Consider the following 12,318-nt stretch of genomic DNA (forward strand, 5'->3'; position numbering starts at 1 on the left):
CAAGCGCTCGTCGGTGATCATGCTTGGGCCGCCTTCTCCTGCTGATCCGCATCGTCCTCGACGATCAACAACGTTTCCTCGCTACGGTGCATCAGCTTGAGCACCAACGGCATCAACAGCAGGATGGCCATGAGGACATAGGTGACGATCGCCACCGGTTCGGTGAACAGGCTGGTCCAGTCACCGCCGCCGAGTTGCAGGCTCTGGCGCAGTTGCCGTTCGATGCGCGGGCCGAGGATCACCCCGATGATCAACGGCAGCACCGGTAGGCCGAACCGGCGCATCATCAACCCCAGCAGGCCGAACACGAGCAGCAGGGCCAGGTCCAGCGGTTGCACGTTGACGGCCAGGGCCCCCAGCGTGGCGAAGAACAAGATGCCCGCATACAGGTACGGCCGCGGGGTGCGCAGCAGCTTGGCCCACAGCGGCGCCAGCGGCAGGTTGAGTACCAATAGCAGGAGGTTGCCGATGAACAGGCTGGCGATCAGCGTCCAGATCAGCAGCGGTTCCTTTTCGAAAAGGGTTGGGCCGGGCTGTATCCCATAGGATACGAACGCGGTGAGCATCACCGCGGCCGTGGCGTTGGTGGGCAGGCCCAGCGACAGCATCGGCACGAGAGTTCCCGCCGCCGAGGCGTTGTTGGCCGCTTCCGGCCCGGCCACGCCTTCGATGGCTCCCTTGCCGAACTCCTCGGGGTGTTTGGAGAGGCGCTTCTCGGTGATATAGGACAGGAACGTCGGCAACTCGGCGCCACCGGCCGGCAGGGCGCCGAACGGGAATCCGTAGGCGGTGCCCCGCAGCCAAGGCTTCCACGACCTAGCGAAATCCTGGCGGCTCATCCACGGTCGCCCCACCGGGATCACATCGGCCGGCCGGCGGCGCAGGTGCGCCGCCACCCACAGCGCCTCGCCGAGCGCGAAGATCGCCACCGCGATCACCACGATGTCGATACCGTCGGACAGCTGCGGCAGGCCGAAGGTCGCACGCGGCTGGCCGGTCAGAAAGTCGATGCCGACCACCCCGATCGCCAGACCGAGGAACAGCGAGATCGCCCCGCGCAGCTTGGAGGAGCCGAGCACGGCGGTGACCGCAACCAGGGCGAACAGCATGATCGCCAGGTAGGACGGTGCGCCCAGGGTCACCGCGAACCGCGAGATCGGCGGCGCGAAGGCGGCCAGCAGCGCGGTGCCGATCGCGCCAGCCACGAACGATCCGATCGCGGCGGTGGCCAGAGCCTGCGCGGCCCGCCCGGCCTTGGCCATCTTGTTGCCCTCGATCGCGGTGATCACCGACGACGACTCCCCGGGCGTGTTCAGCAGGATCGAGGTGGTCGACCCGCCGTACATCCCGCCGTAGAAGATTCCGGCGAACATGATGAACGCCGCACTCGGGCTGACGTTGTAGGTCACGGGCAGCAGCAGGGCCACCGTCATGGCCGGGCCGATTCCCGGCAGCACGCCCACCGCGGTACCCAGCAGCACGCCGATCACCGCGTACAGCAGGTTCATGGGCGTCGCCGCCTCGGCGAACCCCTGCATGAGCCAGTCGAAGTTACCCATCTACAGAATCCCGTCCAGAATGCCTGCGGGCAGCGGGATTCCGAGCCCGGAATAGAACGCGTAGAAGCTCGCCACCGAAAGCACTGTGCCGATCGCAAGGTTGCGGATGTAGTGGCGATTGCCGAGAATCGTTGCCGCCCCGGCGAACAGCAGCGCCCCCATGATTGCCCAGCCCAACGGCTTGACCAGGATGGTCACCAACACGAACAGTCCGACCAGCAGCCCCACGGTGCGCCAGTCCCCCGGCATGTTCGGATCGACGTCCTCGCCGGCATCTGCCTCACCGACCGACCCTCGCGGGATCGCCAGCGCCAGGACGATCGCCAGCGCGATCAGGATGATGCCGATTCCCAGCGGAAAGGCGCGCGGCCCAACGGGATCCACCTTGGCGAACCCGCCGGTCAGGGTGAGCGCGTCATAGATCAGGAATCCGCCGACGGCCACCAGGACCGCGCAGACCAGATACTGGGCCTTGTCGACCTTCACAACAACCCCAATTCGCTCAGCGTCGTCGAGACGCGGTTGTCCTGATCACGCAGGAACTGTTCGAATTCCGCGCCGGTGCTGAACGCGTCGCTCCACCCGTTCTTGATCAGCGCATCACGCCACTGCTGGGTGCCGTGCAGATCCGTCAGGGCGCGCACCATCGCATCCCTGGCCTCACCGGAAATACCTGGCGGCGCGAGTATTCCGCGCCAATTGGTGAACGTGAGGTCGATGCCCGACTCGGACAGGGTCGGCGCGTCGACTCCCTCGACACGTTTGGCTCCCGACACCGCCAGCACTCGGACCTGCCCCGCCTCGATCTGGTCGACGAACTCACCGAGTCCGGTCGTGCCCGCGGCGATCTTCTTGCCCAGCAGGGCGGTCAGCAGATCACCGCCGCCGTCGTAGGTGATGTAGTTGACCTTGCGCGGGTCGAGTCCGACCGCGCGTGCGGTTTCCATCGGGAACAGATGATCCGGCCCGCCCGGCGAGGAGCCGCCGCCGATGGTGATCTTGGCCGGATCGGCCTTCCAGGCCGCGACCAGATCGCCGATGGTGCGGAACGGCGAATCCCCCGGCACCAGAATGCCTTCCTGTTCCTCCACCACCTTGGCCAGTGCGGTGGCGTCGGACGCCCGCGCCGACGAACCGTTGGTGTACACGGCTCCCACGACACCGAGGCCCATCATCATCATGAGGTCGTCGTTGCCTCGTTCGTTCATCAGCCGTGCCATCGCGACGGTGCCGCCGGCTCCGATGACGTTGAACACCTCGATGCGCCCGGTGATGTCAGCGTCTTCCATGACCTTCACCGCGGTGCGCGCGGTCAGGTCGTAGCCGCCGCCCGGGCTGTTGGGCACCATCATGCGCAGCCGGTGCAGGCCGCGGGATTCATCCCCCCGGGTGACCCCGCACGCTGTCACCAGCATCAGCGCGACCACGGCCACTGTCAGCGCGGCACCTAGACGTCGAAATCTCATGTTCAGCAATACTGGACCCCTGACGTGACGTAGGTCACCCATTCGGACGCAAAGGAAGTTTTGTTCGTTGAGTTCATCGGTCGCGCGTTCGCCGGTCGCGCGTTCACGGTTGTTGCGGGGCGGCAGCCTGGCGGGGCGCTTCCTGGTGTTCCAGTTACTGGTGGTCGCGGTGGTGCTGATTGCCGTGGCCGCGGTATCGGTCACGCAGTCCACCCGGGAGTTCCGGGATGTGCGCGGGCAGAGGATGATCGCGGTCGCCGAGAACATGGCCTCCACACCCATCGTCCGGGACCGGTACGACGACCCGTTCGCCGCGCAAATACTGGCACCCGAGGTCGACCGTGCGGCGGCTCTGTCGGGTGCTGAACTGGCCGAGATCGCCGATCCGGCGGGAATCGTGCGGGTATCGTCCGACCCGGCCCGCGTCGGGCGACGGCTCGACCTGAGCACCACCCGCGCCGATGAGGGCCGAGCCTGGTCCGGCGACACCGACGTCGACGGCACCCATCGACTGGTGGGCCAGGTTCCCATCCTGGCGGCCGATGGCGCGGTGCTGGCGATCGCCTCGGTCAGCGAGCGCTACCCGTCGATATGGGAGTTGTTGAGCGGGGCCGGCGAACGGCTGTTGATCTACCTCGGGCTGGGCGCGACACTCGGGATGCTCGCGTCGTGGCTGTTGTCGCGTCGCATCAATCGACACACCCGCGGTCTGGACATCGCCGAGATCGCCGGCCTGGCCGATCACCGGGAGGCGCTGCTGCACAGCATCCGTGAAGGCGTGGTGGCGGTGAACAACGAGGGCGTCATCACGGTGATCAACGACAGCGCATCCGATCTGCTGGGCATCGGAGCAGAGGCCGTGGGCCACCGCGCCGACGAGGTGGACTTGGAGCCGGCGATCGTGGAATTCCTGTTGTCCGGCACCGGAACTCAGGCCGACGAATCGGACGTGGTGATCACCACCCGAAGCCGGGTGCTGGCACTCAACCGCCGCGCAGCCCGCAGCCAAGGGCAGCGCATCGGTACCGTGACCACCATGCGCGACAGCACCGAGCTCGCCGCCCTACAGGCACAGTTGTCCTCACACCGCAGCGTGACCGACACGCTGCGGGCCCAGACCCATGAGTTCTCCAATCAGCTGCACACCATCTCCGGGCTGGTACAGCTCGGAGAATTCGATGCGGTGCGCGACGTGGTCGGCACCCTGACCCGACGCCGCGCAGAGATCAACGATGCTGTCAACCAACATGTTTCCGATCCGGCAGTGGCGGCGCTGCTGATCGCCAAGACATCACTGGCCGCCGAGAGCGGAGTCGCCCTCACCCTGGCCGGCGACAGCCACCTCAGCGCGCTCGCCCCGGCGTTGGCAACGGACGTGATCACGTTGCTGGGCAATCTGATCGACAACGCCGTCGATGCGTCCGTCGGGTCGGCGGCCGCACGGGTGGAGGTGCGTATCGATGACTCGGCCGGGCTGCTGCTGGCCGTATCGGATTCGGGACCCGGTGTGCCCGAACACCTTCGGGAGTCGATCTTCTCCCGAGGAGTCACCTCGAAAGCCGAGGTGCCCGGCGGCAGGGGCATCGGCTTGGCGTTGGTACGCCTGGTGACCGCCCAGCACGGCGGCGAGGTGGAAGTCACCGACGCGCCCGGAGGCGGCGCCCTGTTCGTGGTGAGTCTTCATGCGTGACGTACTGGTCGTCGACGACGACTTCATGGTGGCCGAGATACATCGTCGCTTCGTCGACCGCGTCGACGGCTACCGCACCGTGTCGGTGGCGCGCAACGGCACCGACGCCCTCGCTGCCGCCGCCGAACTTCGCCCCGACCTGATCCTGCTCGACGTCTACCTGCCGGACATGACGGGGTTGGACGTGCTGCGGCGGTTGCGTACCGACGGCGACCTGGTGGGCGTCATCATGGTCACCGCCGCCCGCGAACTCGACACGGTGCGTGGCGCGTTGGACGGCGGGGCCGCCGACTACCTGATCAAGCCGTTCGACTTCGATCAACTGCGGGCGAAACTGGTGGCCTTCGCCGCACGTGCCGATGCGCTGGCAGCCGAGGGCGGTGCGGATCAATCGACCATCGACGCCTTGTTCGGTGGCCCGGCCTCCGCCCCACCCAAGGGCCTCGGCGCCGAAACTGGTCGACTGGTCATGGATGCCGTTCGCGCCGCGGGCGAGGTGTCGGCTGCGGAATGCGCAGAGCTGGTAGGTATTTCGCGAGTCAGTGCGCGGCGCTACCTGGAGTACTACCTGAGCACCGGGGCGCTCGAGCTGCGGTTGCAGTATGGCGCCGGCCGACCCGCACGGCGCTACCGGGCCAGGTGAGCAGTCCCTGCCGTCGCGTCCGAGGCGGTTGAAGGTCCATAAAGTGGACCTGAAATGCCACGGCCGGCGGGAACCGAAATAATGGCGGTGTGACACCCACGGTCCTCTTCCTGCGCAACGACCACACGGCCACCGAGGCCATGCTGGCCGACGTCTTCACCGAATGCGGATTCGACATCGACACGTTCGACGTCGTGTCGCCCGATCGCGAAGACGCACCCGCCGGCGACGTGGCCTTCCCCGAGCCGACCGGCTATGACGTGATCGTTCCGCTGGGCGCCCGGTGGCCGGTGTACGACGAAGCCCTGGTCGACAGCTGGGTCGGAGCCGAGATGGACATGGTGCGCCGGGCCGTGGAATCGGGGGTCGGCGTGCTCGGAGTGTGCTTCGGCGGGCAGCTCATCGCGCAGGCCCTCGGCGGATCGGTCAGCAGGTCGCCCGCACCCGAGGTGGGCTGGTACAACGTGGCCACCGACGACGCCGGGCTGGTTCCGGGTGGCCGGTGGTTCCAGTGGCATTTCGACCGCTGGACAATCCCGCCCGGGGCCATCGAGATCGCCCGCACTCCCGCCGCGTCACAGGCATTCGTTCTGGGCACGGCCCTGGCCCTGCAATTTCACCCCGAACTGGATTCGGAGCTGTTGGAGGTCTGGTTGGCACACGACCGCGACGGCTCGGCCGCCGGAATCGGCACCTCCCACCACGAATTACGCTCAGAAACAAAGGAATTCACCGGAGATGCGGCGGCAAGGCTGCACATCCTGGTCCGCGGCTTCCTGAACCGGGTGGTCCGGCCGCAGCCGTCGACGTAGGCTGGCCTCAACCGGCGAAATTGTCGAGTGCCGGGACACCTCATGAACGCCTGGAGCCTACGAGCGAGCAGGGACCGGATCTACCAGGACCGTCACGAAGCGGGCCGGGTCCTGGCCGAACAGCTGGTGTCCTATCGAGATCGCCCCGACGTGCTCGTCCTGGGCCTGGCCAGGGGTGGAGTCCCGATCGCCTGGGAAGTCGCGTCCCACCTCCACGCACCGCTGGACGTCTTCGTGGTCCGCAAGCTGGGCGTACCCCAGTGGCCCGAGCTCGCGATGGGTGCCGTCGCCTCCGGTGGAGGTCTGGTGCTCAACGACGGCCTGGTGGGCCGCCTGGGCATCGACGAGGACACCATCGTCGAGACCATCCGGCGCGAGACCGCCGAGATCGAGCGCCGGGAACAGGCGTACCGCGGAGGACGTGGCACCCCCGAGCTTTCCGGCCGCACGGTGATCCTGGTCGATGACGGCATCGCCACCGGAGCCAGCATGCTGGCCGCGGTCCGTGCGGTACGGGCGGCCCGGCGGGTCGTGGTGGCGGTACCGGTCGGTCCGCCCAGCCTGAGCGGCGAATTGCCGGAGGAGGCCGACGAGGTGGTCTGCACCAGTACTCCGCCCCAGTTCGAAGCTGTGGGTCAGGCGTTCGTGGATTTCCACCAGGTCAGCGACGACGAGGTTCGTCGTCTGCTGGCCGCGCCCACAACGGGGCCGGGCAAGAGTTAGTTCTTGTACTTCTCGGTTGAATCGTCGGCCTCGACGTCTTCATCGGCGGCGTCGGACTCCACGGCGACATCAGATTCAGGCTCGGCGACCGACTCGTCGGGATAGTCCACAGCGTCGAAAGTCTCGGTCGTCTCAGTGGCGCCGCTGTCAGCATCGGCGTCGGCCGCCGAGGCGGTGTCGTCACCGTCGCCGGCCTTCGTACCGCGCGAGCGTTCCCGCAACGCGTCGACGATCAGCAGCAGTACACCGATCACGCTGGCACCGATACAGACCCAGGCGATCAACTCATTGCTGGTGACCACCGCGGTCACCAGCGCGGCCAGGCCGATGACGGCAAGCACGAGCGCAATGATCAACATCGTTCAACCCTAAGTGTGGTGGCCCGCGACCGGGCCGGTTCACGACAGCGCGAGGAAGTCCGTCTTACCGGTCAGTTGTTGCCGCGGTTGAACTGGCTGAACCCACCAGCCGAGTCGTTGTTGGCACTGGAATCCACCGGTGCGGCCGAACCGCGCTGGCCCAGCTCTTCCAGCTGGGATTCCAGATACGTCTTCAGGCGCGTCCGGTACTCCCGCTCGAACGTCCGCAGCTGCTCCAGGCGGCCCTCAAGGACCGTGCGCTGCTGGTTGATCGTGCCCATGATCTCCGAGTGCTTCCGCTCGGCGTCGGCCTGCAGGGCATCGGCCTTCTCCTGAGCCTGACGCAGCTGGGTCTCCGAGCGCGTCTGCGCGTCGGCCAGCATGGCGTCGGCACGGGTGCGGGCCTCCGAAACCGTGGTCTCGGCAGTCTTGCGGGCATCGCTGACCATGGCGTCGGCCTGCGCACGAGCGTCCGAGAGCAGCTTGTCCGACTCGGCCTTGGCCGTGGAGGTCAGACGGTCCGCGGTGTCCTGCGCCAAGCTGAGCACGCGGGCTGCGCGTACGGCAGTGTCCTCACTGGGCGGCGCGGCAGGGGCGGCCGGCGCCGGGGCCTCGTACACCGGCTGGGGCGCAGGAGTCGGCTCGGGCTCCTCGTAGCGCGGGATGGACTGGGTGGACGAAGTGCCACCGCCCGCCCGCGCCGAGGCCAGCTCCTGATCGAGTTCGGACACCCGCTGCCGGAGGTCGGCGTTTTCCTCGATGAGCCGAGTCAGCTCGTTCTCAACCAGATCGAGAAAGGCATCGACCTCGTCCTCGTTGTAGCCACGCTTGCCGATGGGCGGCTTGCTGAACGCGACGTTATGGACGTCCGCCGGAGTGAGCGGCATTGTCTGCCCCCTTGAAGTCTTGGACCGTCAATCGATCTCAAAGTGTAAAGCCTCGCTTGAACGCAACTGGAGTCCATCCTGTCACACCAGACCCGGCGGTTGCAGTGGAGGCCTATTTTTAAGAACGAATTTCAATCTTCTTACGCATTTGTGGACCATTCGGCAAACGCGGAGATCGGGCTCCGAACCCCGGCTTGCGCGCACCCGTCTACATGGCCGCGTTGAACGCCAGCTGCATCCCGATGAACGCCGCGAGCAGCAGCACCATGATCGACAGGTCGAAGCGTACGGCGCCTATCGTGAGCTGGGGAATGAGCCGCCGCAGCAGTTTCACGGGCGGGTCGGTCACGGTCATGATGACCTCCAGCACCACGACGGTCAGCCCCTTGGGGTGCCAGTCACGGCTGAAGGACCGGATGAACTCGACAACGACGCGCGCGATGAGCAGCAGCCAGAAGATGAACAGCGCGAAACCGAGTATTTCGAAGAACAGCGACAACTGAGCCGACCTCACTACGCACAGGTTGTGTGACATTGGATACAGGTCGCCGTAGGCCGTACACATCTCACACAGATGACGTGGTCAACCGATAGTGCGACGCCGCCAGCCTACCGGGCCCTATCTGGGCCTCAGGCACGCGAGGCGGCGGCGCCGTGCTGCGACTGTCGTCGCCGTACTACTGATAGGCGTAGAAGCCGGCTTCGGCGATGCGGCGCCGCTGCTCGGCGCTGACATCGACATCAGCGGGCGACAACAGGAAGACCTTGGTGGCCACCTTGTCGAAGGAGCCGCGCAGCGCGAACGCCAGACCGGCCGCGAAGTCGACCAGACGCTTGGCGTCGGCGTTGTCCATCGAGACCAGGTCCATGATCACCGGGGTGCCGTCACGGAAACGTTCGCCGATGGTGCGTGCCTCGCTGTAGTCCTTGGGCCGCAGGGTGGTGATCTTCGCCAGCGGGCTGCCGGCCTCGAACAACTCGGCCATCCGGCGGGGATCCATCGCCAGCGCCCCGCGGGTGGATCCGGCCAGTCCACCGAGACGCGGTGCGGGACGGTCGAATTCGCGAGGGCCGCGCAGCCGGGCATCGAACCGCTGCTCGTCGGCGAAACCACCCGGGTAGCCGCCTCGATAGGCCGGGCCCTCCTCGTACTCGGGGGCCTCATAGCCGTAGCCATCTTCCTCGAAGCGCTCGTCACGGGGACGGCGGGCGTAGCTGCGGGCAGTTCCGCGGTCGTCGTCCTCGTAGTACTCGTCGTCGTAGTCCTCCATCGGCGCCATGCCGAAGTAGGCCTTGACCTTGTGCAGTGTGCTCATCTCGGCGACCCTTCTGCGGACTGTGGGGGTGGTGTCTGTGATGTCTGTGATGAAGATGTGACTGGAGTGACTACTGCGGGTGACGTTAGCGGGCGTTGCCCCATCAACGCGGTACCGACACGCACACACGTCGATCCGTGTTTGACAGCGCTTTCGAGATCTCCTGACATGCCCGCCGAGAGTTCGAGCCGGTGCTGGTAGTCGCGCTGCACCCGCTCCCGCTCGGCGGCCAGCCGCGCGAACGCGTCATCGGGATCCCATTCCAGCGGCGGGATTCCCATCAGGCCGACGAACTCCAACGCCTCGGCGGCGTTCGCTGACCCACAGATTTCGTCGACGAGATCGGGGGCGTTCACGTCGACTCCCCCACGCTCGGTATCCCCGTCGAGACTGATCTGGATGTAGACGCGCAACGGCTGTGCGCGCGCACCTGCGGCCAGCGCCTCGCCCGCAGCCCGGTCCAGCGCCGTCAGCAGCCGCACGCTGTCGACCGAATGCGCGGTGTGCGCCCAGCCCGCGACAGCCCGCGCCTTCTTCCGCTGGATGCGCCCCACCATGTGCCAGCGAATGGGCACGTCCGGTAATTCGGCGCGCACAGAATCGACTTTATCGGCCGCCTCTTGTTCGCGGGATTCACCAAAAGCGAGGCACCCCAATTGGTTGAGAATAATGACATCGGTGGCCGGAAAGAATTTGGTAATCGGAAGTAATTCAATTTCATTGACATTTCGCCCGACCGATTCCGCGGCCCGTGCCAGACGGGCTCGCGCCGCACCGAGCGCAGCGGTCAACTCAGCCCTCCGATCGGCGTCACGCCCGCGCTGCACGGTGCTCATCTCAGACTCACTCCAGGCTCGTTCGGGCATCGGTCACCGCGGCTGCTCCATCCACACCACACTCGCCAGACGTCCGGTCGGAGCGTCCCGACGATGACTGAACAGCGCTCGGTCGGCGACCGTGCACCGCGGGTCGACGTCGATCGCGGTGACGCCCAAAGCCCTTAATTGCCCGGCGATCCCAGCGCGAAGATCCAAACCGGGCGTGCCGCGCGATGTTGTGGTGCGCGACCCGGGCAGGGCTTCCTCCACCTCGGCCGCCATCTGCTCGGGCACCTCGTAATTGGCGCCGCTGACCGCCGGGCCGAGCAGCACCGAGATATCCCCGGCGCGTGCACCAGCGGCCAGCATGGTCTCCAGGGTCCGCGCGACGATGCCGTTTTGAGCCCCGACCCTTCCGGCGTGGACGGCTGCGACGACCCCGGCGCGTGCGTCGCCCATTAATACCGGCACACAATCGGCGGTCACCACGACCAATGCCAAACGCGGGACCGTGGTCACCAATGCGTCGGCATTATCGACCGCGGTGTCGCGCGGGCCGTCCACGGTGACGACGCGATCGCTGTGTACCTGATTCATCCAGACCAGCGCGTCAGCTCCGACGGCGGCGGCCAGCCGCCGGCGATTCTGGGCCACAGCCCGCGGGTCGTCGCCCACGTGGTCGCCGAGGTTGAACGAATCGAAGGGCGGTACCGAGACGCCGCCGGCACGGGTCGTCGTCACCCGTCGAATACGCACACTCACGTTTCCAGTATCCGAACCCGCCGCCGGGCCCGGCTCAGTGCCGCATGAAGGGCGGCACGTCGACATCGTCGTCGGCGATCCCGCCGTCTCCGTCTCCACCGACACTCACCGTGGCGCCGTTCGTGTGCGCCGGCACGCTCACCGCGTCCGTCGGCTCGAACAGCGACGTGGTGACCTTGCCGGCGCGCGCCGAGGCGATCGGCTGGGTCTGGGCCGCGCTGGGACTGACCACCGGCTTTCGGCTGGGTCCGGCGCTGTCGAAGCCGGCCGCGATGACCGTGACCCGAACCTCGTCGCCGAGCGAATCGTCGATCACCGTGCCGAAGATGATGTTGGCCTCCGGATGCGCCGCGTCCTGCACCAGCGAGGCGGCCTCGTTGATCTCGAACAGGCCCAGGTCGCTACCGCCGGCCACCGACAGCAGCACGCCCTGCGCGCCCTCCATCGAAGCTTCCAGCAGCGGAGAGTTGATCGCGATCTCGGCCGCCTTGAGCGCGCGGCCGTCACCCCGCGCCGAGCCGATACCCATCAGCGCCGTGCCTGCGCCACTCATCACGCCCTTGACGTCGGCGAAGTCGACGTTGATCAGGCCGGGTGTGGTGATCAGGTCGGTGATGCCCTGAACGCCATTGAGCAACACCTCGTCGGCGCTGCGGAACGCGTCCATCAACGACACCGCGGCATCGCCCATCTGGAGCAGCCGGTCGTTGGGGATCACGATGAGGGTGTCGCAGCTCTCGCGCAGCGACTGAATCCCGTTCTCGGCCTGGTTGCTTCGCCGCTTGCCCTCGAACGAGAACGGCCGCGTCACGACACCGACGGTGAGCGCGCCGAGCTTACGTGCGATGGATGCGACGACGGGTGCGCCACCGGTTCCGGTGCCGCCGCCCTCGCCTGCGGTGACGAAAACCATGTCGGCGCCGCGTAGCAGCTCCTCGATGTCGTCCTTGGCGTCCTCGGCAGCCTTGCGGCCCACCTCGGGATCTGCGCCGGCGCCGAGTCCGCGGGTGGAATCGCGGCCGACGTCGAGCTTGACGTCGGCGTCACTCATCAGCAGTGCCTGTGCGTCAGTGTTGATCGCGATGAACTCGACGCCTTTGAGGCCCTGTTCGATCATCCGGTTGACGGCGTTGACACCGCCGCCGCCGATACCAACCACCTTGATTACCGCGAGGTAGTTATGCGGGGGGGTCATGGATCGTCTTCCTCCCAGGTCGGGTGTTCATAGTGTTCCTGGCGCCGAATCTTCCCCGGGGCAAACCCTCAACCTCAACCATAGGCTT

14 protein-coding genes are annotated in these 12,318 nt (G+C 66.7%); 4 read left to right on the forward strand and 10 right to left on the reverse strand.

All coding sequences use genetic code 11. The annotated features are described in order from the left end of the window. Nucleotides 1-17: 17 nt before the first annotated feature. From QQ25_RS19265 to QQ25_RS19275, 3 genes are read right to left on the reverse strand one after another with little or no spacing between them, the layout of a single operon-like run. Entirely contained in the window at nt 18-1,559 is a 1,542-nt protein-coding gene (locus QQ25_RS19265) for a tripartite tricarboxylate transporter permease (protein ID WP_039321505.1), read from the reverse strand. Continuing rightward, on the reverse strand, nt 1,560-2,045 hold the full coding sequence (locus QQ25_RS19270; RefSeq protein ID WP_198530824.1) for a tripartite tricarboxylate transporter TctB family protein: 486 nt from the start codon (nt 2,043-2,045) through the stop codon (nt 1,560-1,562). It abuts the gene before it with no gap. Next, the gene (locus QQ25_RS19275; RefSeq protein WP_039380481.1) at nt 2,042-3,025 is read right to left on the reverse strand and encodes a Bug family tripartite tricarboxylate transporter substrate binding protein; all 984 of its coding nucleotides are present in this window, start codon (nt 3,023-3,025) and stop codon (nt 2,042-2,044) included. The genes QQ25_RS19270 and QQ25_RS19275 overlap by 4 nt, the downstream gene beginning before the upstream one ends. A gap of 67 nt (nt 3,026-3,092) precedes the next feature. Here QQ25_RS19275 and QQ25_RS19280 point away from each other — a divergent pair, with 67 nt between their 5' ends. From QQ25_RS19280 to QQ25_RS19295, 4 genes are all read left to right on the forward strand, one after another. Beyond that, nucleotides 3,093-4,715 (forward strand): sensor histidine kinase, encoded by a 1,623-nt coding sequence (locus QQ25_RS19280; protein WP_052235921.1) that lies wholly within the window; start codon nt 3,093-3,095, stop codon nt 4,713-4,715. Then, on the forward strand, nt 4,708-5,358 hold the full coding sequence (locus QQ25_RS19285; protein WP_039321511.1) for a response regulator: 651 nt from the start codon (nt 4,708-4,710) through the stop codon (nt 5,356-5,358). The genes QQ25_RS19280 and QQ25_RS19285 overlap by 8 nt, the downstream gene beginning before the upstream one ends. An 89-nt stretch (nt 5,359-5,447) precedes the next feature. After that, nucleotides 5,448-6,170 (forward strand): type 1 glutamine amidotransferase, encoded by a 723-nt coding sequence (locus QQ25_RS19290; RefSeq protein WP_039380483.1) that lies wholly within the window; start codon nt 5,448-5,450, stop codon nt 6,168-6,170. A 42-nt stretch (nt 6,171-6,212) separates the two neighbouring features. Then, nucleotides 6,213-6,893: a phosphoribosyltransferase gene (locus QQ25_RS19295; protein WP_039380485.1), complete on the forward strand. Its 681-nt coding sequence runs from the start codon at nt 6,213-6,215 to the stop codon at nt 6,891-6,893. Here QQ25_RS19295 and QQ25_RS19300 read toward each other — a convergent pair. The 7 genes from QQ25_RS19300 to ftsZ form a co-directional block, all read right to left on the reverse strand. Then, nucleotides 6,890-7,252 carry a hypothetical protein gene (locus tag QQ25_RS19300; protein WP_039380487.1) on the reverse strand — a complete coding sequence of 121 codons (363 nt, stop codon included), beginning with the start codon at nt 7,250-7,252 and terminating at the stop codon, nt 6,890-6,892. The genes QQ25_RS19295 and QQ25_RS19300 overlap by 4 nt on opposite strands. 71 nt (nt 7,253-7,323) lie before the next feature. Beyond that, the gene (gene wag31 / locus QQ25_RS19305) at nt 7,324-8,139 is read right to left on the reverse strand and encodes a DivIVA-like cell division protein Wag31 (protein WP_029108798.1); all 816 of its coding nucleotides are present in this window, start codon (nt 8,137-8,139) and stop codon (nt 7,324-7,326) included. Between the two features lie 208 nt (nt 8,140-8,347). Further along, the gene (locus tag QQ25_RS19310; protein WP_029108797.1) at nt 8,348-8,638 is read right to left on the reverse strand and encodes a YggT family protein; all 291 of its coding nucleotides are present in this window, start codon (nt 8,636-8,638) and stop codon (nt 8,348-8,350) included. A 178-nt stretch (nt 8,639-8,816) separates the two neighbouring features. Further along, nucleotides 8,817-9,455 carry a cell division protein SepF gene (locus tag QQ25_RS19315; protein ID WP_029108796.1) on the reverse strand — a complete coding sequence of 213 codons (639 nt, stop codon included), beginning with the start codon at nt 9,453-9,455 and terminating at the stop codon, nt 8,817-8,819. Then, nucleotides 9,452-10,291, reverse strand: a complete 840-nt coding sequence (locus QQ25_RS19320) for a YggS family pyridoxal phosphate-dependent enzyme (protein WP_039321521.1) — start codon at nt 10,289-10,291, stop codon at nt 9,452-9,454. Before QQ25_RS19320 ends, QQ25_RS19315 begins: the two co-directional genes overlap by 4 nt. A 33-nt stretch (nt 10,292-10,324) precedes the next feature. Then, complete coding sequence (gene pgeF / locus QQ25_RS19325; RefSeq protein WP_082017608.1) at nt 10,325-11,035, reverse strand: peptidoglycan editing factor PgeF; 711 nt, start codon at nt 11,033-11,035, stop codon at nt 10,325-10,327. Between the two features lie 34 nt (nt 11,036-11,069). Further along, nucleotides 11,070-12,230, reverse strand: a complete 1,161-nt coding sequence (gene ftsZ / locus QQ25_RS19330; RefSeq protein WP_039321525.1) for a cell division protein FtsZ — start codon at nt 12,228-12,230, stop codon at nt 11,070-11,072. Nucleotides 12,231-12,318: the final 88 nt, after the last annotated feature.

Origin of the sequence: Mycolicibacterium setense, from assembly GCF_000805385.1 — a bacterium.
Classification (GTDB): domain Bacteria; phylum Actinomycetota; class Actinomycetes; order Mycobacteriales; family Mycobacteriaceae; genus Mycobacterium; species Mycobacterium setense.